This window comes from Pseudomonas sp. S36 (assembly GCF_016647875.1).
GTDB lineage: Bacteria > Pseudomonadota > Gammaproteobacteria > Pseudomonadales > Pseudomonadaceae > Aquipseudomonas > Aquipseudomonas parafulva.
The window spans coordinates 35,773-60,475 of sequence record NZ_JACVVG010000017.1 but is presented as its reverse complement, the minus strand read 5'-3'; the positions used below and the strand labels follow the sequence as shown (position 1 = coordinate 60,475).

At 63.5% G+C, this 24,703-nt stretch carries 24 protein-coding genes; 11 read left to right on the top strand and 13 right to left on the bottom strand.

Annotation, left to right across the window (positions count from 1 at the left end; genetic code table 11):
• Positions 1-18 precede the first annotated feature (18 nt).
• Positions 19-1,305, top strand: coding sequence for an L-pipecolate oxidase (gene amaA / locus IAE36_RS12135; protein WP_201212619.1), 1,287 nt, complete (start codon positions 19-21; stop codon positions 1,303-1,305).
• Positions 1,306-1,648: 343 nt separating this feature from the next.
• Here the strand turns inward: amaA and IAE36_RS12130 are convergent, their stop codons facing one another.
• Positions 1,649-3,139: a YifB family Mg chelatase-like AAA ATPase gene (locus IAE36_RS12130; protein ID WP_201212617.1), complete on the bottom strand. Its 1,491-nt coding sequence runs from the start codon at positions 3,137-3,139 to the stop codon at positions 1,649-1,651.
• 885 nt (positions 3,140-4,024) lie between these two features.
• Between IAE36_RS12130 and IAE36_RS12125 the strand changes: the two genes are divergently transcribed.
• Positions 4,025-6,052 (top strand): DUF4034 domain-containing protein, encoded by a 2,028-nt coding sequence (locus IAE36_RS12125; protein WP_201212615.1) that lies wholly within the window; start codon positions 4,025-4,027, stop codon positions 6,050-6,052.
• Here the strand turns inward: IAE36_RS12125 and IAE36_RS12120 are convergent.
• Entirely contained in the window at positions 6,049-6,477 is a 429-nt protein-coding gene (locus IAE36_RS12120) for a TOBE domain-containing protein (protein WP_028632927.1), read from the bottom strand. The genes IAE36_RS12125 and IAE36_RS12120 overlap by 4 nt on opposite strands.
• 26 nt (positions 6,478-6,503) lie before the next feature.
• A complete protein-coding gene (locus IAE36_RS12115) occupies positions 6,504-6,767 on the bottom strand; it encodes an accessory factor UbiK family protein (protein ID WP_028632928.1) in 264 nt (87 codons plus the stop codon).
• A gap of 362 nt (positions 6,768-7,129) precedes the next feature.
• On the opposite strand from IAE36_RS12115, the gene glnK reads away from it, so the two are divergent.
• The 3 genes from glnK to sutA all read left to right on the top strand — a co-directional run bounded on the left by glnK (position 7,130) and on the right by sutA (position 9,609).
• On the top strand, positions 7,130-7,468 hold the full coding sequence (gene glnK, locus IAE36_RS12110) for a P-II family nitrogen regulator (protein WP_002555808.1): 339 nt from the start codon (positions 7,130-7,132) through the stop codon (positions 7,466-7,468).
• 47 nt (positions 7,469-7,515) lie between these two features.
• Entirely contained in the window at positions 7,516-8,847 is a 1,332-nt protein-coding gene (locus tag IAE36_RS12105) for an ammonium transporter (protein ID WP_028632930.1), read from the top strand.
• A 432-nt stretch (positions 8,848-9,279) separates the two neighbouring features.
• The gene (sutA, locus tag IAE36_RS12100; protein WP_201212613.1) at positions 9,280-9,609 is read left to right on the top strand and encodes a transcriptional regulator SutA; all 330 of its coding nucleotides are present in this window, start codon (positions 9,280-9,282) and stop codon (positions 9,607-9,609) included.
• A gap of 78 nt (positions 9,610-9,687) precedes the next feature.
• Here the strand turns inward: sutA and IAE36_RS12095 are convergent, their stop codons facing one another.
• From IAE36_RS12095 to lptM, 6 genes are read right to left on the bottom strand one after another with little or no spacing between them, the layout of a single operon-like run.
• A complete protein-coding gene (locus IAE36_RS12095; protein WP_201212611.1) occupies positions 9,688-10,383 on the bottom strand; it encodes an HAD family hydrolase in 696 nt (231 codons plus the stop codon).
• Positions 10,380-11,279 carry a tyrosine recombinase XerC gene (gene xerC / locus IAE36_RS12090; RefSeq protein WP_201212609.1) on the bottom strand — a complete coding sequence of 300 codons (900 nt, stop codon included), beginning with the start codon at positions 11,277-11,279 and terminating at the stop codon, positions 10,380-10,382. The genes IAE36_RS12095 and xerC overlap by 4 nt, the downstream gene beginning before the upstream one ends.
• Positions 11,279-11,989, bottom strand: a complete 711-nt coding sequence (locus IAE36_RS12085) for a DUF484 family protein (RefSeq protein WP_028632934.1) — start codon at positions 11,987-11,989, stop codon at positions 11,279-11,281. The genes xerC and IAE36_RS12085 overlap by 1 nt, the downstream gene beginning before the upstream one ends.
• A gap of 13 nt (positions 11,990-12,002) precedes the next feature.
• Positions 12,003-12,833, bottom strand: coding sequence for a diaminopimelate epimerase (dapF, locus tag IAE36_RS12080; protein ID WP_028632935.1), 831 nt, complete (start codon positions 12,831-12,833; stop codon positions 12,003-12,005).
• A 4-nt stretch (positions 12,834-12,837) separates the two neighbouring features.
• Positions 12,838-14,085 (bottom strand): diaminopimelate decarboxylase, encoded by a 1,248-nt coding sequence (gene lysA, locus IAE36_RS12075; RefSeq protein WP_201212607.1) that lies wholly within the window; start codon positions 14,083-14,085, stop codon positions 12,838-12,840.
• A 9-nt stretch (positions 14,086-14,094) separates the two neighbouring features.
• A complete protein-coding gene (gene lptM / locus IAE36_RS12070; protein WP_201212605.1) occupies positions 14,095-14,310 on the bottom strand; it encodes an LPS translocon maturation chaperone LptM in 216 nt (71 codons plus the stop codon).
• 260 nt (positions 14,311-14,570) lie between these two features.
• On the opposite strand from lptM, the gene cyaY reads away from it, so the two are divergent.
• The 3 genes from cyaY (at position 14,571) to rnk (ending at position 15,686) form a co-directional block, all read left to right on the top strand.
• A complete protein-coding gene (gene cyaY, locus IAE36_RS12065; protein ID WP_028632937.1) occupies positions 14,571-14,903 on the top strand; it encodes an iron donor protein CyaY in 333 nt (110 codons plus the stop codon).
• A gap of 1 nt (position 14,904) precedes the next feature.
• Positions 14,905-15,129: a DUF1289 domain-containing protein gene (locus IAE36_RS12060; protein ID WP_028632938.1), complete on the top strand. Its 225-nt coding sequence runs from the start codon at positions 14,905-14,907 to the stop codon at positions 15,127-15,129.
• 146 nt (positions 15,130-15,275) lie between these two features.
• Entirely contained in the window at positions 15,276-15,686 is a 411-nt protein-coding gene (gene rnk / locus IAE36_RS12055; protein ID WP_028632939.1) for a nucleoside diphosphate kinase regulator, read from the top strand.
• Between the two features lie 27 nt (positions 15,687-15,713).
• Here rnk and IAE36_RS12050 read toward each other — a convergent pair whose 3' ends face one another.
• Positions 15,714-18,167: a class I adenylate cyclase gene (locus tag IAE36_RS12050; RefSeq protein ID WP_201212603.1), complete on the bottom strand. Its 2,454-nt coding sequence runs from the start codon at positions 18,165-18,167 to the stop codon at positions 15,714-15,716.
• A 167-nt stretch (positions 18,168-18,334) separates the two neighbouring features.
• Between IAE36_RS12050 and IAE36_RS12045 the strand changes: the two genes are divergently transcribed.
• Positions 18,335-18,787: a YaiI/YqxD family protein gene (locus tag IAE36_RS12045; protein ID WP_201212601.1), complete on the top strand. Its 453-nt coding sequence runs from the start codon at positions 18,335-18,337 to the stop codon at positions 18,785-18,787.
• Between the two features lie 36 nt (positions 18,788-18,823).
• On the opposite strand, the gene elbB is transcribed toward IAE36_RS12045, so the two are convergent.
• A complete protein-coding gene (gene elbB / locus IAE36_RS12040; RefSeq protein ID WP_028632941.1) occupies positions 18,824-19,483 on the bottom strand; it encodes an isoprenoid biosynthesis glyoxalase ElbB in 660 nt (219 codons plus the stop codon).
• 102 nt (positions 19,484-19,585) lie between these two features.
• Positions 19,586-20,170 carry a DedA family protein gene (locus IAE36_RS12035; RefSeq protein WP_201212599.1) on the bottom strand — a complete coding sequence of 195 codons (585 nt, stop codon included), beginning with the start codon at positions 20,168-20,170 and terminating at the stop codon, positions 19,586-19,588.
• Between the two features lie 213 nt (positions 20,171-20,383).
• On the opposite strand from IAE36_RS12035, the gene ppk1 reads away from it, so the two are divergent.
• The gene (gene ppk1 / locus IAE36_RS12030; RefSeq protein ID WP_028632942.1) at positions 20,384-22,627 is read left to right on the top strand and encodes a polyphosphate kinase 1; all 2,244 of its coding nucleotides are present in this window, start codon (positions 20,384-20,386) and stop codon (positions 22,625-22,627) included.
• Here ppk1 and ppx read toward each other — a convergent pair.
• Positions 22,614-24,116 (bottom strand): exopolyphosphatase, encoded by a 1,503-nt coding sequence (ppx, locus tag IAE36_RS12025; protein WP_028632943.1) that lies wholly within the window; start codon positions 24,114-24,116, stop codon positions 22,614-22,616. The two genes, ppk1 and ppx, sit on opposite strands and share 14 nt — an antisense overlap.
• Before the next feature lie 254 nt (positions 24,117-24,370).
• On the opposite strand from ppx, the gene trxA reads away from it, so the two are divergent.
• Positions 24,371-24,700, top strand: coding sequence for a thioredoxin TrxA (trxA, locus tag IAE36_RS12020; RefSeq protein ID WP_028632944.1), 330 nt, complete (start codon positions 24,371-24,373; stop codon positions 24,698-24,700).
• Positions 24,701-24,703 lie beyond the last annotated feature (3 nt).

Sequence of the window (24,703 nt, the reverse complement as noted above, 5' to 3'; positions counted from 1 at the left end):
CAATGCTGGAGCCGGGCCATGTCCGAACTGCATCAACAATGCTTGTGGGAATCCGTCAGCAAACCGGCCGTCGCCGCCCAGGCCCTGGCAGGTGAGCACAAGGCTGATGTTTGCGTGATCGGTGGTGGCATCACCGGGCTGTCGGCGGCCATTCACTTGCTCGAACAGGGTAAGTCAGTGATCGTGCTGGAGGCCTGGCAGGTGGGCCACGGTGGTTCGGGGCGCAACGTCGGCCTGGTCAACGCCGGCACCTGGATCCGCCCCGACGACGTCGAGGCCACCCTGGGCGAGAAACAGGGCAGCCGCTTGAACAAGGTGCTCGGCGATGCCCCCGGCGAAGTATTCGCCATGATCGAGCGCCTGGGCATCGACTGCCAGGCCCAGCACAAAGGCACGCTGCACATGGCGCACAACGCCACCGGCATCGCCGACCTCGAGGCCCGCCACCAGCAATGGCACCGCCGCGGTGCCGACGTGGAACTGCTGACTGGCACCCAGTGCCAGGCGTATTGCGGCACCGACAAAATTGCCGCTGCGCTGCTCGACCGCCGCGCCGGCACCATCAACCCCATGGGCTACACCCAGGGCCTGGCCGCTGCCGTGGTGCGCCTGGGCGGCAAGCTGTTCCAGCAGTCTTCTGTCGAAGGCCTTGAGCGTGATGGCGATGCCTGGCGTGTGAAGACAGCGCGCGGCTCGGTGCGCGCGGGCAAGGTGGTGATTTCCACGGGCGCCTACACCGAAGGTGACTGGAGCAACCTGCAGAAGCAGTTCTTCCGCGGTTACTACTATCAGGTTGCCTCCAAGCCGCTGCAAGGCGAAGCCGCCGACAAGGTCTTGCCGTATGGGCAGGGCTCCTGGGATACCCGCACTGTGCTCAGCAGCATCCGCCGCGACGACCAGGGCCGCCTGCTGCTCGGTAGCCTTGGGCGGGTCGACAACAAACCGGCGTGGTTTGTGCGCAGTTGGGCTGACCGGATCCAGGGCCACTACTACCCTGGGCTGGGCAAGGTGGAGTGGGAAATGCACTGGACCGGCTGCATCGACTTCACCCCCGACCACCTGATGCGCCTGTTCGAACCAGCGCCGGGCCTGGTGGCGGTGACCGGCTACAACGGCCGGGGCAATACCACCGGTACCGTGATTGGCCGCGCCTTTGCCGAGTTTCTGCTGAAGGGCGAGGCGGGCAGCCTGCCGATACCGTTCTCACCGATGAAGGGGGTGAGTGCGCCTTCGTTGCGCACAGCGTTCTATGAGTCCGGGTTCTCGCTGTATCACGCGGGGCAGTGTTTGCGGGTGGTGTTGTAAGCGTTGGGCTTTAGCGGGCGAATCGGCCTGGTTTATCTGCGACAGGTAGTGCAAGTGCGCTGGTGAACACCTTTCGGTCCCACCGTAGCTTTCGGCGAAGGGGTCGGTTTGGGGGCGCGTGAGGGCTGCCAGGTGTTCGCCGCGACAGAGGCTGCGCCTGTGAGACCGAGCGCCGCCCGCGCGGCGCATCGCGAGCTGCGCTCGCTCCTACGCTTGTTTCGGGCCAGTAACGCCTGTGGCAGACGCGCGCGACCGCCTGGTTTGTACGACACGATATCGCGCTATGCACCAAGGCGTTCGCGCACGAATGGTGCACAAACATGTTGGCGCATTGGGGGTATGCCTAACTGTTTCCCGGTCGGTACTGCAATGCCTCGGCCAGGTGTGCCCTGCCAATGGCCGGGCACTGGTCGAGGTCGGCCAAGGTGCGGGACACTTTCAGCAACCGGTGCGCGGCACGCAATGACAGGGTAAGCCGCTCGCAGGCGACTTCCAGCCATGCCTGGTCGGCTGCAGCAAGGGTGCAATGTTGGCGTAGCCCATCCAGGTCCAGAAACGCGTTTGCACAGCCTTGCCGCCGTTGCTGAACGTCACGCGCCTGCGCCACCTTGGCGGCGACTGTTGCGCTGGTTTCACCACAAGGCTGACTGTTCAGCGTGGTGCTTTCACGGGCTACCGTCAGGTGCAGGTCGATGCGGTCGAGCAGTGGCCCCGACAACTTGTTGCGATAGCGCGCGATTTGCTCAGTGCTGCAACGGCAGCGGCCAGTGGGGTCGCCCAGGTAGCCGCATGGGCACGGGTTCATGGCAGCAACCAGCTGGAAACGGGCAGGGAAGCGCACCTTGTCCCGGGCCCTGGCGATAACGATCTCGCCCGACTCCAGCGGCTCACGCAGCACCTCCAGCACCCGCCGTTCAAACTCCGGCAGCTCGTCTAGAAACAACACGCCGTGGTGGGCGAGGGTGATTTCCCCCGGTTGAGGGCGGCTGCTGCCACCGACCAGCGCAGGCCCTGAAGCGGAGTGGTGCGGGTGGCGGAAGGGCCGTTGTGGCCAGCTGCTCAGCGGCGCATGGCCGCTGACCGACTGGATGGCAGCTACCTCCAGCGCTTCGTGTTCATCCAGCGGCGGCAACAGCCCCGGCAGGCGGCTGGCGAGCAGTGTCTTGCCCGTACCGGGCGGCCCCGTGAACAGCAGGTTGTGCGCTCCGGCAGCCGCCAGCAACAGTGCGCGCTTGGCGGCCAACTGCCCCTGTACCTCGCTCAGGTCGGGGTAAGGCTGAGGGTTGAGTACCAGGCCGTTGGCGGCATAGGGAGGCAACGGCACCTGGCCGTTCAGGTGAGCGACCAGTTCCAGCAGGTGGCCGACCGCATACACCACCAGGCCACTGGCCAGGCTGGCTTCCTCGGCATTTTCCCGCGGCACCACCAACGCCCGGCCAGCTTCGCGCGCGGCCAGCGCCGCAGGCAGCACCCCTTGAACCGCTCGCAATGCCCCCGACAGTGCCAGCTCGCCCAGGCACTCCATATCCGCCAGCATGGCCGCAGGCAGTTGGCCGTCGGCGGCGAGGATGCCCAGTGCGATGGCCAGGTCGTAGCGGCCACCGTCCTTGGGCAGGTCAGCCGGGGCCAGGTTTTGGGTGATGCGCCGGGCAGGGTAGTTCAAGCCTGAGTTGACGATGGCACTGCGCACCCGGTCTTTGCTTTCTTTCACAGTGGTTTCCGGCAGGCCCACCAGGGTGAGGTGCGGCAGGCCGTTGGCCAGGTGGGTTTCGACGCTGACGGCGGGGGCCTGCACGCCAACCTGGGCGCGGCTGTGGACGAGTGCTAAGGACATGGACGCTCCGTGGTCGCTGCAAGGGCCGCTTCCTGCGGCCTGGGGCAAGCATAGAGCGTGAGGCAGAGGCGCGTTCTACAAGTGTGCGTCAGGGTTTTTCGGCCGCTAGTGGCGGGCTGTGAAGGAATATGTGGTACTAAAGCGTGGCACGGGGCTAGATACTCAAGCGGTGAGGTGATCGCGGTCCGGTGGCGCGAGCTGGCTGACATGCAGCGGTCTCCATCCATTCTAATCAGGAGTAGGGTATGCCGAGTGAAAAGCGCCTCACCGAGGACGAGATTCGGAACCTTGAGGCTGAGATTCCTTCAGTTGCTGCAGGTGCGACGCGTACGGCCTATATGAGAGCGCTCGCAGCCGGGCACACCGTCGTGAACGTTCAGGGCTGCTACCTTGTAGAGTCGAAGGCGGATGGCTCTGTGACCGTTGTAGGGAATGTTAAGCCTCGCCGCAAAGTTAGCGTTGGGGAAGCAATTCAGGTCCGCCGAGTGAACTCCAGTGCCAACGCCTAGGTTCCGCGTGTTCGCGGGACCAAATGGCTCGGGTAAAAGCACGATCAGAGCGCCAGTTCCACTCAATCTGGTCAGCACCTATGTGAACGCAGACCAGATCACGCCACTCCATGCCCACTCCAGGGTCGACGAATCCCGTGACTTCTTTTCTAGACTCACGTAGACAAGGGCATTAACGCCGCCCGCTAGCCGTATTAGCATTCCCGCGCATCAGGGTTTCCAAGCCTGAAAGCCATTTGCACCTGCTCGTTTTAACCTGCAAGTGGATCCAATTATTTTGCGCGCTCGGCTGCTTTGGCTTACTGTTGCTGGGCAAACCGTCGATGCCATTGGATGGCACCGCTTCTACCTTGAAATGGACTTGAGGTACTGCTCTGTGCAAACGCTCACCCACACGCGGGAGGCGATCCGCGAGCTGGTTCAGGCCAGTGCATTCGTTGAACTCAATCGGTTTTTCGACAGCCTGGAGGCGCGTTGGCGCCAGGCCCTACCGGGTGAATTCCCCGCCTACATGGCCGCTGTCGAGGGCCATATGCTGGTCGCCCCCGAGCAGGGCGACAGGGCGTTGAGCCAAGTCCTCAAGGCCTGGATCGATGCCTGCCCCAGGGCTTATCACCCCCAGGTGGTCATGGGTTTTCACTGCTTCAACAGGGCTCGCCAGGTGGACCAGAGTGGCACGCGCACAGCGGCGCGCTTTCTGGCTGTGGAGCAGATGTGCGAGACAGCGACGGCGCACCTGTTGCGGGCAATGGCCCATTCCCGTCAACCCGCAGCGGCGGCTATCGGCATGCTGCGCATCAGCGCTCACTTCCGTGAACCAGGCTGGCTCATCGAGTTGTTCCAGCACCAGCCCGCGCGCTTCAGGCCCAGCGCCAATGCCGATGTTGAAGTCCAGGAGGCAGCAGCGCCGTTTTTGGTCAGGCATGGCGTATTGCCGCTTGCAGAGCTGCCGAAAGTGCTGCCGGCTGGCTTGCAGCCGCGCAACGACGAGCCTCAGGAGGCTCCGCACCACTACTGGATGCGCCATGCCCTGGCCGCTTGCCCCGGCTGCTTCGAGGCCATCCAGGCGTATGCCCAGTACCTGTTGCCCCGTTGGGGGGGCAGCTTGCAGGCAGTCGAGCTGCTGGCCAGTGGGCCGCTGTGCGAAAACTGGGGCGAGGCGCTGCGCAACGCGCTGCGCTGGATGGCTATCGAAGACCGGCTTGCGTTACCGGCCTTCGACCAGCCGCAAACGGTCGATGATTACCAGGCATTATGCGATGCCTGGGCCAAGCGCCCGCTCAGGCCCAGGGATAACGCCGTGGTGCTGGCCTGGCGTGGCGCGCTGCGAAGCTGCGCCATACCGGCACGTGGCGATGCCTTTGCCGATTTTGTGGCGAGCCTGGCATGTGACGCTGACCTTGGGGCCATTCAGGCGCTGGGCCAGCCATTCAACCGCCTGGTGCGGGTTGCGCTGGCGAGCGGGGCGGCCAATGAGCAGGCCCTGTTGCACACGGCCATGCTGCACCTGTGTGAAGGGCGCTCCCATGCTGCTGCCTGCGCCTTGCGGGCTGCTGCCTATCGTTTTGGCCTGTGGGGGATGGCGCGTAATGGCGAGCAGGCCAGGCACTGGCTGCAGGTCGCGGTCAGGCGCCAGCGTGCAGGCCAGGCACCAGGCTTCGAGCTTCTCGACCTGGTGCGCCTGCTGTGGTCGGCGAACCGGCACGAAGTGGCGTGCTACCTGCTGGAGCGCTGCGCCGAACTGAACCTGCGGGGCGCCGCGTTGGCGATGTTCGAGCTGCATCATGGCGACCTGGGCCACACCCCGGAACATTACCTGGACGATGAAGTGGCCGAGCGCTGGTTACAGCGTGCGGTTGAGGCCGGGAGCCGGCAAGCCAAGTACCGGCTGGCTTGCCTGCGCATGCGTGGCGATGTGAACCTGCGTGACCGTACTACCATGCTGGGTGTGCGGCGGTTGTTGATCGACGCTTTGGGCCACCCGCAAACCAACGCTTGTGCACGGCTACGGCTGGGCATGCTGCTGCGCCAGTTTGGCCACGCACGGGAACGCGCCGAGGCGGTGGCCTACCTGTTGAGCTTGGTGGAACACCCGGACCCGTGGATCGCTGCCCGGGCCAGTGCCGAACTGGGCCTGGCCTGGATGCAGGGGCGTGGTACCCGCAGGCAAAGCCGCTATGCCGCCATCGAGTGGGTCAACCATGCTGCCACCCTGCAGCCGGGCGATTCCGTGATCGAGCACATACACGCCGAAGTGCTCAATTCGAACAACCGGGTAAAAACCCTGTTCACTCAGTGTGGTGCGGCCCTGTTCCGCGGCAACCTGCGCCCCGGGGAGCTGCCGCCAAAGGCCGCCCCGCACGCCTTCGCCAGGCGCCTTGAGCGGCCCTTCCAGCCACTTTAGGGTTTGGTGCCGAGGATGATGTGCGATGCCTTGATCAACGCGGTCGCTTTCACGCCTGGCGCCAGGCCCAGCTCCTGCACGGCTTCGCGGGTCACGATGGCATACACCTCGGTGCCCCCGGACAGCTTCAGCACCACCTCGGCATTTACGGCACCGTCGCCCACCCGCACCACTTCACCTTCAAGTGCGTTGCGGGCCGACAGTTTGTAACCCGCCGCGTCGGTGAGCAGCACCACCCAAGGGGCTTTTACCAGTGCCACGGCCTGCTTGCCGACGTTGATGTTCAGGTTGTGCAGGCTGGTCATGGTGACCACCGCTACCAGTTTCTCGCCGCCGGCCAGGGTAAGTTCCACTTCAGCGTTGACCGCACCGGGTTGAACACTGCTGACTTTGCCTTCGAACGTATTGCGGGCACTGACTTTCATCGCGTTGACTCTCCTTGGACGGCGGGTTAATCGGGGCGGTTCGGGGACAGCCTTGCCTCTAGCTCGCTCACCTGTTGCTCAAGGGCCTCCAGACGCGCCCGGGTGCGGGCCAGTACCACCATCTGGCTGTCGAATTCTTCGCGGCTGACCAGGTCAAGCTTGCTGAAGGCACCCTGCATGAGCACCTTGAACTGGCTTTCGAGTTCGGCGCGGGGCTGGTTGGTATCGCTGTTGAACAGGCGCGAGGCCTGATCGCTCAGGGCATCGAGGAGGGCTTTGGGCGCGAGCATGAGGCTGTCCACTGCAATTGAATGATGGCAGCCAGTGTATCACGCAGCCCTCAACGGCCGGACGGTCCCACCGGCTGCACATTTTTCGCGCAGCGAGCCGGCGCCAGGCGCACCGAAAGGGTGCGCGCCACCCATGCTGGCGACTGGCCAATGCTTGGCATGAAGCATAAGGTGCTGTTTTTCCTGGGTTTGCCTGACCTGGCAAGGTTTCTGCAATGACATGATCGAGCCATGCACTGATGCAGTTCCTTGTGACCAGGCGGCGCGCATGCCGACGATGCGTTACAAAGCCAACCGCTGCGCTTAGACTTGAGACGGGTTTGTTTTCCTGGGGCAAGTCCACCAAATCGGGAGAGAGTTTCATGAAGCTAGTCACAGCCATCATCAAGCCGTTCAAGCTGGACGACGTGCGCGAGTCACTGTCGGAAATCGGCGTGCAGGGCATCACCGTCACCGAGGTCAAAGGCTTCGGCCGGCAGAAGGGTCACACCGAGCTGTATCGGGGTGCCGAATATGTGGTCGATTTCCTGCCCAAGGTGAAGATCGATGTCGCCATCGACGACAAGGACCTTGATCGGGTAATCGAAGCCATCACCAAGGCGGCCAACACCGGCAAGATCGGTGACGGCAAGATCTTCGTGGTGAATCTGGAGCAGGCGATCCGTATTCGTACCGGCGAAACCGATACCGACGCGATCTAAAGCAACAACAAAGCCTCACCAAACCCAACGCCCCAGGAGAAAACAACATGACTCTGCGTAAGATCGCAGGGCTAGGAGCCCTTTTGTCCTTCGTAATGCCCGGGCTGGCCCTGGCAGAAGAAGCTGCGCCCGTGCTCAACTCCGGCGACACCGCCTGGATGCTGACCGCCACGGCGCTGGTGCTGTTCATGACCATCCCCGGCCTGGCCCTGTTCTACGGCGGCATGGTGCGTTCCAAGAACCTGCTGTCGGTGATGATGCAGTGCTTTGCAATCACCGGCCTGATGAGCATCCTCTGGGTCGTCTACGGCTACAGCATCGCGTTCGATACCACCGGTATGGAAAAAGGCGTGCTCAACTTCAATTCCTTTGTGGGCGGCCTCTCCAAGGCCTTCCTCAATGGCGTCACACCCGACCACCTGACCTCGGCCACCGCGCTGTTCCCTGAAGCGGTGTTCATCACCTTCCAGATGACCTTCGCCATCATCACCCCGGCGCTGATCGTGGGTGCATTCGCTGAGCGCATGAAGTTCTCCGCCATGCTCGTGTTCATGGCCATCTGGTTCACCCTGGTGTATGCCCCGATCGCCCACATGGTATGGAGCGGTGACGGCGCGCTGATGTGGGACTGGGGCGTACTGGACTTCGCTGGCGGCACGGTCGTGCACATCAATGCGGGTATCGCCGGCCTGGTCTGCTGCCTGGTGCTGGGCAAGCGCAAAGGCTACCCCACCACACCCATGGCGCCGCACAACCTTGGCTATACACTGATGGGTGCAGCCATGCTGTGGATCGGCTGGTTCGGCTTCAACGCAGGCTCTGCCGCCGCGGCCAATGGCACTGCCGGCATGGCCATGCTGGTTACCCAGATTGCCACCGCTGCTGCAGCGCTGGGCTGGATGTTTGCCGAGTGGGTCGGCCACGGCAAGCCAAGCGCCCTGGGCATCGCGTCGGGCGTGGTGGCGGGCCTGGTAGCCATCACGCCGGCTGCAGGCACCGTGGGCCCAATGGGCGCTCTGGTGATCGGCCTGGCCTCGGGTGTGATCTGCTACTTCTGCGCAACCAGCCTCAAGCGCAAGCTCGGCTATGACGATTCGCTCGACGCCTTTGGCGTCCACGGTATCGGCGGCATTGTTGGCGCCATGCTTACCGGTGTGTTTGCAGCCCCGGCACTGGGTGGCTTCGGCGCTGTGACCGACATCGGCATGCAGGTCTGGATCCAGGCCAAGGGCGTGATCTTCACCGTGGCCTACACCGCCATCGTCACTTACGTGATCCTCAAGGTGCTGGACCTGGTGATGGGCCTGCGGGTCAACGAAGAAGAAGAGTCGGTCGGCCTCGACCTGGCTCAGCACAACGAGCGTGGTTACAACCTGTAACTGCCGCTCTGTAAAAACTTGCCCGGCTTGCCGGGCATTTTTTTGCCAATTTTTTAGCTTTTCCTGCATGGCAAACGGTTTATCTCACACGTTCGCCACGTAGGCATAAAACTTACAGATTAAGGCGCATTCATGGCGCTTTGCTTTTTCTGCGGGCGCGCTAGAATGCGCGCCGAAGGGTGTTGGACGCGAAGCGCCCACGCTTCACCAGCCTTTGCTAGGCTTGCCAGTGGCGGGTAGCCAGCATGGGTTGCAAGTTATGTCGAGGCCTTGCTATCAGCAGGGCCTGCCGGGTACCGCCTTCCCATCAGGGGTGCGGGCCCAGGGGCAGTGGCCCATATCCCACGGCCAGTTGAATTTTCACCAGTGGCTGCCGGTCTACGGCTGCACTGGTCTCTAACTAACCTGCTTTTGCAAGTCATGAGGTAGAACATGAGCGACGACGATCTGGAAAATGATGACCTCGAGGTCGGTGACGAAGAAGAAGGCGATGAAGGCCTTGAAGCAGCCGCTGACGACGTTGCCGAAGATGCAGGCGACGACGACAGCAGCCCGGCACCTGCCGCCAAAGGCAAGTCGAAGGCTGCTGTCTCGGTAGACGAGATGCCCAGCCTGGAAGCCAAGCAGAAGGAACGCGATGCCCTGGCCAAGGCCATGGAAGAGTTCCTGGCGCGCGGCGGCAAGGTTCAGGAAGTGGAGGCCAACGTGGTCGCCGACCCGCCCAAGAAGCCAGACAACAAGTACGGTAGCCGCCCTATCTAAGTGGTTGCGTACTCAAAAGCCCGCCGTCGCTGCGGGCTTTTTTGTGGGTGGTTGTTTTTGCGGGAGAGGTAGGGCTTGTCAGGCCCAGCGGGAGAGGATGCCGGGTAGCTGCGACAGTTGCTGGATTTCCGCATCCGGCGCCCGCTCGCCTGCCCAGGGCTTGCCCTGCGGGTTGAACCACACGGCGCGCAGCCCGGCGCGCTGGGCACCGGCAATATCGTCGCCAGGGTGGTCGCCGACGTGCACAGCGGCACTGGCCGTCGCGTCGCCCCGGCGCAGGGCCTCCAGAAACGGCGCCGGGTCGGGCTTGCCGATGCCGAGGTCTTCGGCGCACAGGGCAAAGCGGAAGTAGTCCGCCAGCCCCAGCCGGCTGACGTCGGCATTGCCATTGGTCACCACACCCAGGGTGTAGCGCTGGCGCAAGGCTTCGAGCATCGGCTGCACCTCCGGAAATATTTCGACCTGGTGCCGGGCATGCAGGAACACCTCGAAACCCTCGTTGGCCAGTGCCAGGGCCTGTTGGTCGCTGTAGCCCACCTCTTGCAGGGCGTGCGTAAGCACCTTTCTGCGCAAGGCACTGATGCGATGCTTCAGGCCAGGTTCGGCCTGCACCAGGCGCTCGCGAATGGCGAACAGATGCTCCACCGGCACGCTGCCCAGGGTCGGGGCGTTGGCTTCCAGCCAGTCGCGCAGCACCACTTCTGCGCTGGCGATCACTGGTGCGGTGTCCCACAGGGTGTCGTCGAGGTCGAACGTGATCAGCTTGATGCTCATGAGTCGCTGCCTTTGCTGCGTTTGGCCCTGGGGTGGGCGCTGTCGTACACCGTGGCCAGGTGCTGGAAGTCCAGGTGGGTATAGATCTGCGTGGTGCCGATGTCGGCATGGCCGAGCATCTCCTGCACCGCCCGCAGGTCCTGGGAGGACTCCAGCACATGGCTGGCGAAGGAATGGCGAAGCATGTGCGGGTGCAGGTGCTGGCCCAGTTCGCGCTCACCCGCTGCTTTTACCCGCAGTTGCACCGCCCGGGCGCTGATGCGGTTGCCCTGACGGGTAATGAACACGGCCCTGTCCCGAGGGTTGCCGATGCCGCGCAGGCGATACCAGGCCTGCAATGCCTCGCGGGCCTTGCGCCCCACGGGCAATACCCGGGCCTTACCCCCTTTGCCCAGGACCTGTACCAGGCCACCGGCAAGGTCGATATGGTCGAGGTCGAGCTGGGTCAGTTCGGAAAGCCGCAGGCCCGAGGAATAGAACAGCTCGAGCATGGCCTGGTCGCGCCGGGCGATGAAATCGTCATCAACCCCGCCATCCAGTAATTGCAGGGCGCGGTCGGTGTCCAGCACCTTGGGCAGCCGGCGCTCGCCCTTGGGGGCACTCAGGCCATTGGCCGGGTCATGCTGGCAAAGGCCTTCACGGTTGAGGTAGCGGTACAGGCCCCTCACCGCCGACAGCAGGCGTGCCAGGCTGCGCGAAGACTGGCCCTGGTGATGCTGCCTGGCGACCAGCTGGCGCAGTTGCTGGATCTGCAAGGCTGGCCAGCCGGCGATGCCGTGCTGGTTGCAGTAGGCAATGACCTTTGCCAGGTCGCGACGGTAGGCCAGCAGCGTGTGCTCGGACACCTGGCGCTCGTTGCGCAGGTGCGCGCAATAAGCCTCCAGCGCGTGGTCCATCAGCGTACCGGGCGCAGGGTCTGGCTGACGCGGGGCACCACCCGGCCCAGCACCTCGGCGATGTAGCCAAGGAACAACGTGCCGACGCTGCTCTTGTAGTGCTGCGGGTCGCGGCTGCCGATGGCCAGCACCCCATGCAGGCCCTGGTACTCAAGGGCGGCCACGGCGCTGGAGCCTACTTCCCGGCGTTGTTCTTCACCAAAAAGAAACGCCAGTTCGTGTTCGCGCAGGTTGCCGCAGACCGTTTTGCCGCCACCGAGCAGGGCGCCTATGGCCTGCTGGGCCTCGGCATTGCTGACCCAGCGGCCCACCGGTGCGACGTTGTCGCCAAACAGGATAAGGCTGACGAAGGGCACCTGAAATTCCTGGCGCAGGCTGTCTTCGACCACCATCACCACTTCTTCCAGGTTGCCGGCATCGAGCAGGTCGAGAATCAGCCGGCGGGTTTTGTCGAACAGGCGGTCGTTGTCGCGTGCCACATCCATCAGCTGCGACAAGCGGTGGCGCATCTCGATATTACGGTCGCGCAGCAGTTTGAGCTGCCGTTCTACCAGCGAAACGCTATCGCCCCGCTGGTGCGGGATGTGCTGCTCCACCAGCAGTTCGTCGTGCTCGGCGAAGAAGGTGGGGTGGTCACGCAGGTAGGCGACCACCGCTTCGGCATCGAGGTCAGCGGACTGCTTGGGTACAACCTTGGGCTGATCGGTCATGACGGTTACTCGCTTAAAGTCGAACCTGTCCTTCGTAAACCCGTACAGCCGGGCCAGTCATCAGCACGGGCTTGCCTGGGCCTGCCCATTCGATGTGCAGGCGGCCGCCCGGAAGCTCCAGCGATACCGGGGAGTCCATCCAGCCCTGGCTGATGGCGGCTACCGCAGCGGCGCAAGCGCCGGTGCCGCACGCCTGGGTTTCCCCGGCACCGCGTTCCCACACGCGCAGCCTGGCGCGATGGCGGTCGAGCACCTGCAGGAAGCCGGCATTGACCCGCTGCGGGAAACGTGGGTGGTGCTCGATCTTCGGCCCCAATTGATGCACAGGTGCGGCCTGCACGTCATCCACACGCAGCACGGCATGGGGGTTACCCATGGACACGGCGGCAACGGCATGCACCTGGCCGTCTACTTCCAGCGGGTAGCTCAGGGCCTGCTCATCGGCAATGAACGGGATATCGGCAGGGATGAACCGGGGTGGGCCCATGTCGACGCTTACCTGGCCATCTTGCTGGATGTCCAGCACGATGATGCCGCTCTTGGTTTCCACGCGGATGCGCTTCTTGGCGGTCAGGCGCTTGTCCAGCACGAAGCGGGCGAAGCAGCGCGCACCATTGCCGCACTGTTCCACTTCGGAGCCGTCGGCATTGAAGATACGGTAGCGGAAATCCACTTCAGGGTTGTTCGGGGCTTCGACGATGAGCAACTGGTCGAAGCCGATACCGGTGTGCCGGTCACCCCACTGCTTGGCGTGCTTGGGCTGAATATGTGCGTGCTGGCTGACCAGGTCCAGGACCATGAAGTCATTGCCCAGCCCATGCATCTTGGTAAAGCGCAGCAGCATGGGCTTACTCCGGCAGCAGGCTTTCGCCAGCGTACAATTCGGCGATGGTTTCGCGGCGGCGTACTTCGAATGCCTGGTCGCCGTCGACCAGGATTTCCGCGCAACGGCCACGGGTGTTGTAGTTGGAGCTCATGACAAAACCATAGGCGCCCGCCGACTGCACCGCCAGCAGGTCACCCTCGGCCAAGTTCAGCATGCGGTCCTTGCCCAGGAAGTCGCCGGTTTCGCAGATGGGGCCCACCAGGTCATAGGGGCGGCCTTCACCGTGGCGCGGTTTGACCGCATCGATCCCCATCCACGCCTGGTACAGGGCCGGGCGGATCAGGTCGTTCATGGCCGCATCGATGATGGCGAAGTCCTTGTGCTCGGTGTGCTTGAGGTATTCCACCCGGGTCAGCAGCACGCCGGCATTGGCCACGATGTAGCGGCCCGGCTCGAACACCAACGCCAGGTCCCGCTCGCCCACGCGTTCGCGAATGGCCTTGATGTAGTCAGCCACCTGTGGCGGCTGCTCATCACGGTAGCGCACGCCCACGCCACCGCCCAGGTCCAGGTGGCGCAAGTGGATGCCGCACTCGGCCAGGCGGTCAACCAGCACCAGCAGGCGGTCCAGCGCGTCGAGGAACGGTTCCACGGTGGTCAGCTGGGAGCCGATGTGGCAGTCGACACCCACCACGTCCAGGTTCGGCAACTGTGCAGCGCGCACGTAGATGGCTTCGGCATCGGCGATGGCGATACCGAACTTGTTTTCCTTGAGGCCGGTGGAGATGTACGGGTGGGTGCCCGCGTCCACGTCGGGGTTTACCCGCAAGGAAACCGGCGCCACCTTGCCCATCTCGGCCGCCACCACTTGCAGGCGCTCCAGCTCGTCGGTGGACTCCACATTGAAGCAGTGCACGCCCACTTCCAGGGCCCGCCGCATGTCTTCGCGGGTTTTGCCGACACCGGAGAACACCACGCGATCAGCCCGCCCGCCCGCAGCCAGTACACGCTCCAGTTCGCCACCGGAAACGATATCGAAGCCAGCGCCCAGGCGTGCCAGCACGTTCAGCACACCCAGGTTGGAGTTGGCTTTGACCGCGAAGCACACCAGGTGCTCACTGCCTTGCAGGGCATCGGTATAGCTGCGGTACTGGGCTTCGATGTGCGCCCGCGAGTACACGTAGGTCGGCGTGCCATGGCGTTCGGCGATGGCCGACAGCGACACACCTTCCGCGAACAGCTCACCGTCGCGGTAGTTGAAAGCGTTCATCTGATTCCCTTACTGCTCTGGCGATTGCCCAGGCTCCGACTGCACGTCAGGCTGCTGCTCTTCGGTCTGGGCGGGCTTGGCTTTGCTCTGGTGCTGGTGCGACTTGTGCACATCCTTGCCGTCCTTGCCATCATCTGGCAGGTACAGTGGGCCTTTCTGGCCGCATGCGGAAACGAGGCAGGCAACAGCGACCAGCGCCGCGAGGGAGGAAATCAGGCGCTTCATGGGTGAAATCCTTAAAAATGCAGTATTGCGCCGGAGTATACCGAGCGACCGGCGCCTTGCCTATGCGAGGGGCGGCAGCCCTACGAGCTACAAGCGGCAAGCTACAAGCGACAAGAAAAAGCTGGCCGGTGTACGCTGAGCCTTTTCTTGCAGCTTGTGGCTTGCAGCTTGCCGCTTGCAATCTGCCGCTTGCGGCGGGCGCTTGGCGCCCGTATCTTGCCCGGCTTGCCTGTCATGCAGCCAATTTCGAGGTTCCTGCAATGAGTTTGACTGAAGCGCGTTTCCACGACCTGGTCGATGCGACCCAACAGGCGCTGGAAGACCTGTTCGACGAGAGCGGCATGGACCTGGACATGGAAAACTCCGCAGGCGTGCTGACCATCACGTTCGAAAACGGCAGCCAGCTGATCTTCAGCCGTCAGGAGCCCCTGCGCCAGCTGTGGCTGGCCGACCGCTCCGGCGGTTTCCACTTCGATTACGACGAAGAGAGCGGCAAGTGGGTGTGTGAAAAGAGCGAGGAGCTGCTGGGCGAAATGCTCGAGCGCATCGTCTGGGAGCGGGCGGGCGAGAAGCTGGACTTCGAAGAGATCTGACATGAGCACCCCCCAGGCCCGGCCGCCCAAGCCGCTTTACAGCAACGTCAGCCCCGCCGTGCCGTCGCCGTGCATCAGCGTGTGCCGGCTGGATGAACAGCGCGTCTGCACCGGCTGCCACCGCCACGTGGAGCATATCCGCGAGTGGCGTTCGGCCGATGACCACCGCCGCCGGCAGATCTGCCGCGAGGCGCAGAGCCTGCGCGATCAGGCAAAGGCACAGTGACCGCAAGGGCTTGAGTATTTGCCCGGCTGTGGTAGTGTCGGGTTCTGCGTCGGTGACGCCAAAGCCTGTACAAACCCCGCCCTTGGGCGGGGTTTTGCTTTATCTGTGCATCGAAAATTGCCTGTTCAAAGGAGTCTGACTGGATCATGAGCACCAAGCCTTCCCTCATCCTCACCCGTTTGGACGTACAGCGTCTGGAGCGTCTTATCGACAGCCTCGACGAAAGTACGCCGGGCGTGCTTGCCCTTATGGGCGAGCTGGACCGCGCCGAACAGGTGGTCGGTCACGAGGACGTACCTGCCGGCGTGGTGACCATGAATTCGCGGGTGCACTGCCGTGAAGAAGCCAGCGGCAAGGACTATCACCTCACCCTGGTGTACCCCAAGGATGCCGGCCCAGATGGCAAGGTTTCGATTCTGGCACCCATTGGTTGCGCCTTGCTGGGGCTTTCTGTTGGCGAACAGATCGACTGGCCCGCGCCCGGGGGCAAAACCCTCAAGCTGAAGCTGCTGGAGGTCGAGTACCAGCCCGAAGCGGCAGGTGATTTCGACCTCTGAGCGGGCTGGGGCTTCACGCCCTCATGGCTACAGAGGCACGTAGTGAATGTCGGGCACAGCGTTACGGCCGTGCAACAGCGGGTGCAAAACGCGCTGGAGCTCGCGCGGCAGTTCGGCGTCGTCTTGCACTGGCAGGCGGTGGTGCCACAGGGCATTGCACTCATCCAGTACATGCACCTCTACCACGCCGCCCAGCAGCCTGTGGAACACCTGAATGCAGCCAGGGCGGCCTTGTTTCAGCGCCAGCGCAAGGTCCGTGCCTTGCAGGGCGTTGGGGTCCAGGTGCAGGGGGCTGTAACGGTTGCGTGGTTGCCCCAGGCAGGCCAGCAGTTCGTCATGCCCGGCCAGGCTGGTGAGGCTGGCGTCACCCGGCAGCAGCTCCAGCACATGGGTGTAGTGCGCTACCTGCAACAGGTAGCGACAGGGCAGCCCCTGCTGATGCAGGCCTTGAACCGTATCGAACACTTCCTGGATGCGCTGGCGAATGGCCTGGGCGCGGTTCTGGCAAAAACAGTGCACCCGTACACCCGGCCGGTGATTCGCGCGCGCGGGCGTGGCGAGATGGTCGCGCAGGCAGCGCGCCAGCGCGTGCTCACCTTCGTATCGCGCCACCAGCACTTCGCTCCAGGTGTTGACGGTTACCTGGTCCACCGTCAGCACGAGGTTTTCGCGTACGCCGCCATAGCTGAGCGAATCGGTGCGTTCGGTCGTCAGGGTGATGTCCAGGTCGCGGTGATGGGGCAAGGGGTCCAGCGCGACGTTTACCAGCAGCAGAATCTGGTCGGCCACACTGGGTTGCAGCAGGTGTACCTCGCTGGCGGGTGGCATTGGCAGGCTGATGAGTGCCCGCAGGCAGCCCAGCAGCGCGGACAGCTCCGGCTCTGCCAGGTCGCTGGCCCCCGGCTGGATGGCCAGCCGGGTGCTGCTGTCGATCACGCCGTTGCAATGCGCCCAGGCCAGCAGGGGCAATAGGTGCCGGTCGTGCCTGAGGGGGCTGGCAAGTTCCATGTCATAGGTGCTGAGGTTGTCGCGGTAAAGCGCCCAGCGGTGGCTGCCGGGCGCCTTGCCATCAGGTTCCTGGGCCAGTGTCAGGAGGCTCTCGGCAAGGTCCTGCACGCTGCCCGGGTTGATCACTTCTACCTTGCCGGCACGGCGCTCGAAGGCTGCACGAAGTCGCCGGCCAAGCACGTTGAGGTCGCGCTGGTCGGCACGGCTTGCCGCATTGCGCACACGGGCGAAGTGGCTGAGAAAGCGGTAGCTGCCGCTCAGTTCGGCCACCAGTTCGCGCCGCTCCAGGGTAGCCTGCTGCACCTTCCATAGCGGGCGGCTGTCAAGCAAGGCCAGCTGCCGTTGGCCCCAACCCCATTCGTCGGTCAGGCGCTGCATCAACCTGCGCTGCCAGCCACTTGCCCGGGATTTGTCGCTGAGTTTTCTGTTTACCTTCAAATACAGGCTGCGCCGTACCAATTCCAGGCGAGCAGGTTGCCCGCGTTGCAGCAGGTAGCGTTCGATGCGGCGGTACATCATCACGTACGGGTCCAGCGCGTCCAGGTCGGTCTGGTTGGCGAACACGGCCGCTTTGTATTCCAGGCTCAGGCAGGGCTGGGTGGCGTGTTCACTGGCGTAGACCTCAATCAACAGCAGCTTGAGCAGCGACTTGTGGGGCGAGTCTATACCCTTGAACAATTGCCACAGGCCGGCGCCGACGAACTCTTGGGCAGGCAATTGCGCCAGATGGCCAAGGTCGAGGGTTTCCTGTTCGGGGATGAAGCGTTTGCCCAGCAGCGCCTGCGTGTAGCCAGCGTAATCGCCCTCCTGGTCCACCGGTACCAGCCACCACACGGGGATGCGCCCAGCCAGCCAGATGGCAGTGCGGTAGAACTCGTCCAGCAGCAGGTAGTGCTGGGTCGTACCGCAATCGTCCGAGCCCAGTTGGCCGGTGCGTTGGCCCTGTGCGAACGCTTGGGTATCGATCAGAAAGCAGTGCGCCTCGGCGCCCAGGCTGGCGGCCCAGGCCTCCAGCAATTGGCATTTGCAGCGCAGGGTTTGCAGCGCCTCGGGTTGTAGATCCGCGGCGTGGCACACCCAGAAGTCCATGTCACTTTGCTCGGCCTGGGCCAGCGAGCCCAGGCTGCCGATCAGGAACAGCCCCTGTATCGGGCGTGGCGAAGAATTTTCACGGGGCTTGGTGCTGAATGAGCGGGCCAGGCGCTGGGCCTCGGCCACCTGTGCGGCACTCGGTTCGAAGCCGCACACGCCGGCAGGCGTATTGCCAGAGATGTACCCCGGCAGCAGGGGATGATTGACGTGCAGCAGCAGCGGTAGCAGCGTAAGCACCTGCTGCTGGCGCGTGGACAGGCCCTCTGTTGCGCGCAGTAACCGGCCCTGATTGATGTGCATGAAACGCCCACGCAACGTCGACAAGAGCTTGCGATCAATCCCTTGGTCCAGGTCAAGGCGGATTTCGTGGGGGTGGTTCATGGGGCGCTCGGCAGGCCGGTGGGGCTGCAGCGAGTTTAGCCTTACCCGCGGTGCCTCAGCAGCATTATCGGAATATTGGCGTCATTTGCCCGTCGGTTGCTCGGCAATTACTGCTTTGCACAGGCTTGCTGCATGATGGGCGGGTCAAGTTGAGTGTGAGGTTTCTGATGAGAGTGTGGATCGATGCAGACGCCTGCCCCAAGGCAGCCAAGGATCTGATCGTGAAATTTGCCCTCAAACGCAAGTTCGAGGTGGTGATGGTGGCGGGCCAGGCTGTGGCCAAACCGGCGTTTTCGCTGGTGAAGCTGATCGTGGTGCCCAGCGGCCCTGATGCGGCCGACGATTACCTGGTTGAACACGCCATGCCGGGCGAGTTGGTCATCTGCAGCGACGTGCCCTTGGCCGACCGCCTGGTGAAGAAGGGCGTGGCGGCGCTGGACCCGCGTGGGCGCGAGTTCGACGAGCGAAACATGGGCGACCGGTTGGCAGCACGTAACCTGTTCACCGAACTGCGCGAGCAGGGCCAGGCGGGGGGAGGGCAGCCGCCCTACGCCGAGCGCGACAAACAGGCGTTCGCCAACGCGCTGGACCGCATCATCGCCCGCCTGTCCAAGGCCTGAGCCGACGGCGCTGCGCCAGGCCCTGCGAGCCTGGGTTTACTCGTGGGTCAGTTCCAGCACCCGGTCCACCAGCTTGTAGATGCCCCCGGCTGCGTCGCTGATGGTCTTGGCCGACATGTAGGCCGGGGTGGTCACCAGCTTGCGCTGCACGTCTTCAACGATGTCGTGTACGTCGCACTCTTCATGGGTACCGCCCATCTTCACCACGGCGGCGGCGGTATCGGCATCGGTACCGATGGTGCACACCACGCCAGGCCCGTAGATCTTGGCCGCCAGCGCCGGCGAAATGCAGATCAGGCCAACCGGCTTGCAGGCGGCCGCGAACGCTTCGGCCAGGGCCAGTACGTCTGCGTTGACGCTGCAGTCCGCCCCGTCAGCCGCGAAGGTGGACAGGTTCTTGGCCGCCCCGAAGCCGCCCGGCACGATGAGCGCGTCGAAGTCCTCGGCCTTGGCCTCGCGGATATCCTTCACCTCACCGCGGGCAATGCGCGCCGACTCCACCAACACGTTCCGCGATTCGGGCATCTCTTCGCCCGTCAGGTGGTTGATGACGTGCAGTTGGGCGATGTCCGGGGCGAAGCACTGTACCTGCGCACCACGCTGGTCGAGGCGCAGGAGGGTGATCACGCTTTCGTGGATTTCTGCGCCGTCATACACGCCGCAACCGGAAAGAATCACCGCTACTTTTTTTGTCATGCTCATTTCTCCAGGGTCGATGCGCTCGATACCCGCCAGCCTGGCAGCGCTGCCCAGCGCGGGGACGTCCTGTTTGGTTGGATTGCGCGGGCGCGCGGGTGTTCAGTCCTGCGACTCGCGCGCGGCCCGGCGTTCTGCCCGCAGCGTGCGCAAGTACCTGCGCAGCCACAGCCCCACGCCCAGCACCAGCAAGGCGCCAAGCACCCACAGCTCGTAACGTTTGATGTTGCCCAGCAGGCCTTCGAGGATGGCGCCGAAGTGGTAGGCCGCAGCACCCAGGGCCACTGCCCAGATGGCTGCACCAATGCCATTGAGCAGCAGGTAGCGCCGTGGCGGGTAGCCAGACAGGCCAATGGCAACCGGCATGACCGTGCGCAGGCCGTAGACGAAGCGGAAGCTCAGCACCCAGATATCCGGGTGGCGGCGGATGTGGTCCAGGGCCCGGTCGCCCATGGCCTGCCAGCGTGGCTTGCGTGCCAGGATCTTGCGCCCGTGCCGCCGGCCCATGAAGTACCACAGCTGATCCCCGGCATAGCTGCCCAGAAAGGCCACCAGGCACACGAGTTTGATATCCATGTAACCGCGGAACGCAAGAAAACCCGCAAGCACCAGAATGGTCTCGCCTTCGAAGAAGGTGCCTAGAAAAAGGGCAAAGTAGCCGAAATCCTGCAGGAATTGTTGGAGCATTTTCTGAGGTGCTGGCGAAATGAACGCGCAGCCTACCCCTTCGTGGGCATTCGGGAAAGTGTCCAAATGTGTCTCGACGTGAACAATGCCTACACGGACAATGCCTGATGCTACGCGCCATGCCTTGCCCTGTTATGTAACACAGGCGTCATAATGGGCGCTTATCTTGCCGCTCAATTGATGATAGGGCGTTAACGTCCTCAGGACCGCCAGATGAACAACGAAGTGCTCACCCCTGTCGTGATCAAGGAGGCCCAGGAGCTTCCGGAAGAACTGGTGCAAACCCCGCCAGACCTGCCCCCCGTGCCAGAGCCTCTGGTGGAGCAGGCCGCTGAGCCGGTCGCGCCGCCGCCGGCCCCTGCGCCTGCCATCGCCGTACCAGGCCTGGACGACACCAGCCTGTACATTCATCGCGAGCTGTCGCAGTTGCAGTTCAACATTCGCGTACTGGAACAGGCGCTGGACGAGAGCTACCCGCTGCTCGAACGCCTCAAGTTCCTGCTGATCTTCTCCAGCAACCTGGACGAGTTCTTCGAAATCCGCGTAGCCGGCCTCAAGAAGCAGATCAATTTTGCCCGTGAGCAGGCCGGTGCCGACGGTTTGCAGCCGCATCAGGCGCTGACGCGCATCAGCGAGCTGGTCCACATCGAAGTGGACCGCCAGTACGCCATCCTCAACGATGTGCTGCTGCCCGAGCTGGAAAAACACCAGATTCGGTTCATCCGCCGCCGTTACTGGACACCCAAGCTCAAGACCTGGGTGCGCCGCTACTTCCGCGACGAGATCGCCCCGATCATCACCCCGATCGGCCTCGACCCCACGCACCCGTTCCCGCTGCTGGTGAACAAGAGCCTCAACTTCATCGTCGAGCTCGAAGGCGTCGACGCCTTTGGCCGCGACTCGGGCCTGGCGATCATCCCGGCACCGCGCCTGCTGCCCCGGGTCATCCGGGTGCCAGAGGAGGTGGGCGGCGCGGGGGCCAACTATGTGTTCCTGTCGTCGATGATCCATGCCCACGCAGACGACCTGTTCCAGGGCATGAAGGTCAAGGGCTGCTACCAGTTCCGCCTGACCCGCAACGCAGACCTGGCACTGGACTCCGAAGAGGTCGATGACCTGGCCCGCGCGTTGCGCGGTGAGCTGTTCTCGCGCCGCTATGGCGATGCCGTGCGCCTGGAGGTGGCCGACACCTGCCCGAAACACCTGTCGGACTACCTGCTCAAGCAGTTCAGCCTGAGCGAGAGCGAGCTGTACCAGGTAAACGGCCCGGTAAACCTTACGCGCCTGTTCAGCATCACCGGGCTGGATAGCCACCCCGAGCTGCAGTACCTGCCGTTCACCCCGGCCATCCCCAAGCTGCTGCAGAATGCCGACAACATCTTCAGCGTGATTGGCAAGCAGGACATCCTGCTGATGCACCCGTTCGAGTCCTTCACGCCGGTGATCGACCTGCTGCGCCAGGCCGCCAAGGACCCGCATGTACTCGCCGTGCGCCAGACCCTTTACCGCTCCGGGGCCAACTCGGAGATCGTCGATGCCTTGGTGGATGCAGCGCGTAACGGCAAGGAGGTTACCGCGGTGATTGAGCTGCGGGCCCGCTTCGACGAAGAGTCCAACCTGCAGATGGCCAGCCGCCTGCAAGCGGCCGGGGCAGTAGTGATCTATGGGGTGGTTGGCTTCAAGACCCACGCCAAGATGATGCTGATTCTGCGCCGCGAGCAGGGCGAGATCGTGCGCTACGCCCACCTGGGCACGGGTAACTACCACGCCGGTAACGCCCGCCTTTACACCGACTACAGCCTGCTCACCTCCGATGATGCCCTCACCGAAGACGTCGGCAAGCTGTTCAGCCAGCTGATCGGCATGGGCAAGACCCTGCGCATGAAAAAACTGCTGCATGCGCCGTTCACCCTGAAGAAGGGCATGCTGGACATGATCGCGCGGGAAACCCAGTTTGCCCTCGACGGCAAACCGGCGCACATCATCGCCAAGTTCAACTCGCTGACCGACGCCAAGGTCATCAAGGCGCTTTACAAGGCCAGCCAGTCGGGCGTGAGGATCGACCTGGTGGTGCGCGGCATGTGCTGCCTGCGCCCAGGCATTGCGGGGGTTTCACACAACATTCAGGTGCGCTCGATCATCGGCCGCTTCCTGGAGCACACCCGGGTGTTCTACTTCCTCAATGGCGGCGAAGAGCAGATCTACCTGTCCAGTGCCGACTGGATGGAGCGCAACCTCGACAAGCGTGTCGAGACCTGCTTCCCGGTGGAAGGCAAGAAGCTGCTGTTGCGGGTGAAGAAGGAACTGGAAGCCTACCTCACCGACAACACCCATGCCTGGACCCTGCAGCCGGACGGCCGCTATGTGCGTAGCTCGCCAACCGGCAACCAGAACCCGCGCAGTGCCCAGGCGACCCTGCTGGAGCGCCTGAGCAACCCGGTACTTAACGTACGCTGAGGATGAACCCGACCCGGGCCAGCCACTCCGCCTCGTTGGCGAAGTCGGCCTGGGTCAGCTGGTTCTGCTCCAGCCAGCCCTGCGGGAACACCACTTCAAGCCGGTCATCGTCTGCCTTGAGTTCCACTTTTGGCATCTGCTGGTTGCCACGGATATGGTGGAACAGAATGGCAAAGCGCAGCAGCACGCACAGGCGCAACAGCTTCACGCCTTCATCGCCCAGTTCGGCGTAGCGGTCCTTGGGGATATTGCGGCGGTGGCCGCGCACCAGCAAGGCCATCATCTGCTGGTCCTCGCGGGAAAACCCGGCAAGGTCGGAGTGCTCGATCAGGTAGGCGCCATGCTTGTGGTAGTGGTAGTGGGCGATATCCAGGCCGATTTCGTGCACCTTGGCAGCCCAGCCCAACAGGTCGCGCCAGTTACCGCCCTGCAGGTCCCACGCGGCGGCCACCTGGTCGAAGGCGTGCAGGGCTTTGCGCTCTACCCGCGCCGCCTGCCCCTGGTCCACGTGATAACGCTCCATCAGCGAGTTCAGGGTGCGTTCGCGCACGTCTTCGTGGTGGTGGCGGCCCAGCAGGTCGAACAGCACCCCTTCACGAAGCGCGCCGTCACAGTGGTCCATGCGCTGCAGTTCGAGGGCATCGAAGATCGCCTCGAGAATGGCCAGCCCTGCGGGGAAGATGGTACGACGGTCTGGCTTGACGCCGTCGAAGTCGATCTTGTCGACCTCGCCCAGCTTGAACAGCTTGCGCTTGACCCACGCCAGGCCTTCAGCGTTGACCTCGCCATTGCCCAGGCCACCGGCCTTGATGGCTGCGCCAATGGCGCGGATGGTGCCGGACGAGCCGATGGCCTCGTCCCAGGTCAGGCGATGCAGGGCATTTTCGATGCTCATCAGTTCCAGGCGCGCGGCGGTGTAGGCCTGGGCGTAGCGGGCCGGGGTGATCTTGCCGTCGCGGAAGTAGCGCTGGGTGAAGCTGACGCAGCCCATCTGCAGGCTCTCGCGCAGCAGCGGCTCGAAGCGCTGGCCGATGATGAACTCGGTGCTGCCGCCGCCGATATCGGCCACCAGGCGCTTGCCCGGGGTGTCAGCGAGGGTGTGCGATACGCCCAGGTAGATCAGGCGCGCCTCTTCGCGGCCGGAAATGACCTCGACGGGGTGGCCCAGAATGGCTTCGGCACGCTGGATGAAGGTGTTGCGGTTGCGTGCTTCGCGCAGGGCGTTGGTGCCCACGATGCGTACGGCGCCTGCCGGCATGCCGTTGATCAACTGGGCAAAGCGCTTGAGGCACTCCAGGCCCCGCTCCATGGCTTCTTCGCTGAGCCTGCGCTCTTCGTCGATGCCGGCGGCCAGCTGCACCTTTTCGCCCAGCCGCTCGAGGATGCGGATTTCGGTATGGTGGGCCTTGGCCACTACCATGTGGAAACTGTTGGAGCCAAGGTCGATGGCTGCGATCAGGGACAGGTTCTTCGCGGTGGTTTGCGGCATGATCTGGTCGTTCTCGGTCGTTAACCTGGCAATCGTGCCACGATAGCAGGCTGTCGCCAACGCGTGGCACCTCGCCTTCGTACTGTGCTTGATGCAAGGCAATGTGCCATTCGATTCTATGAAGGCCATGTGACAGTTTCGATTCGCGGCATCTTCCACAACTATAGTTACACTCAATCGTCTGCGGCTTCCTGTAGGCGGCGGGTGCAGCTATGATGGGCAACGTTTTTTTGCATACGAACCTGGAGATATCCATGAGCAGCGATCTGATCAAACATGTGACCGACGCCACCTTCGAGGCTGATGTCCTGAAGGCCCAAGGCCCGGTGCTGGTGGATTACTGGGCTGAGTGGTGCGGCCCCTGCAAGATGATCGCTCCAGTGCTGGACGACATCGCGGGTACCTACGAGGGCAAGCTGACCGTCGCCAAGCTGAACATCGACGAGAACCAGGAAACCCCTGCCAAGCACGGCGTACGTGGTATCCCGACGCTGATGCTGTTCAAGAACGGCAACGTCGAAGCCACCAAGGTGGGTGCGCTGTCCAAATCCCAGCTGCAAGCGTTCCTCGACGCCCACCTGTGATAC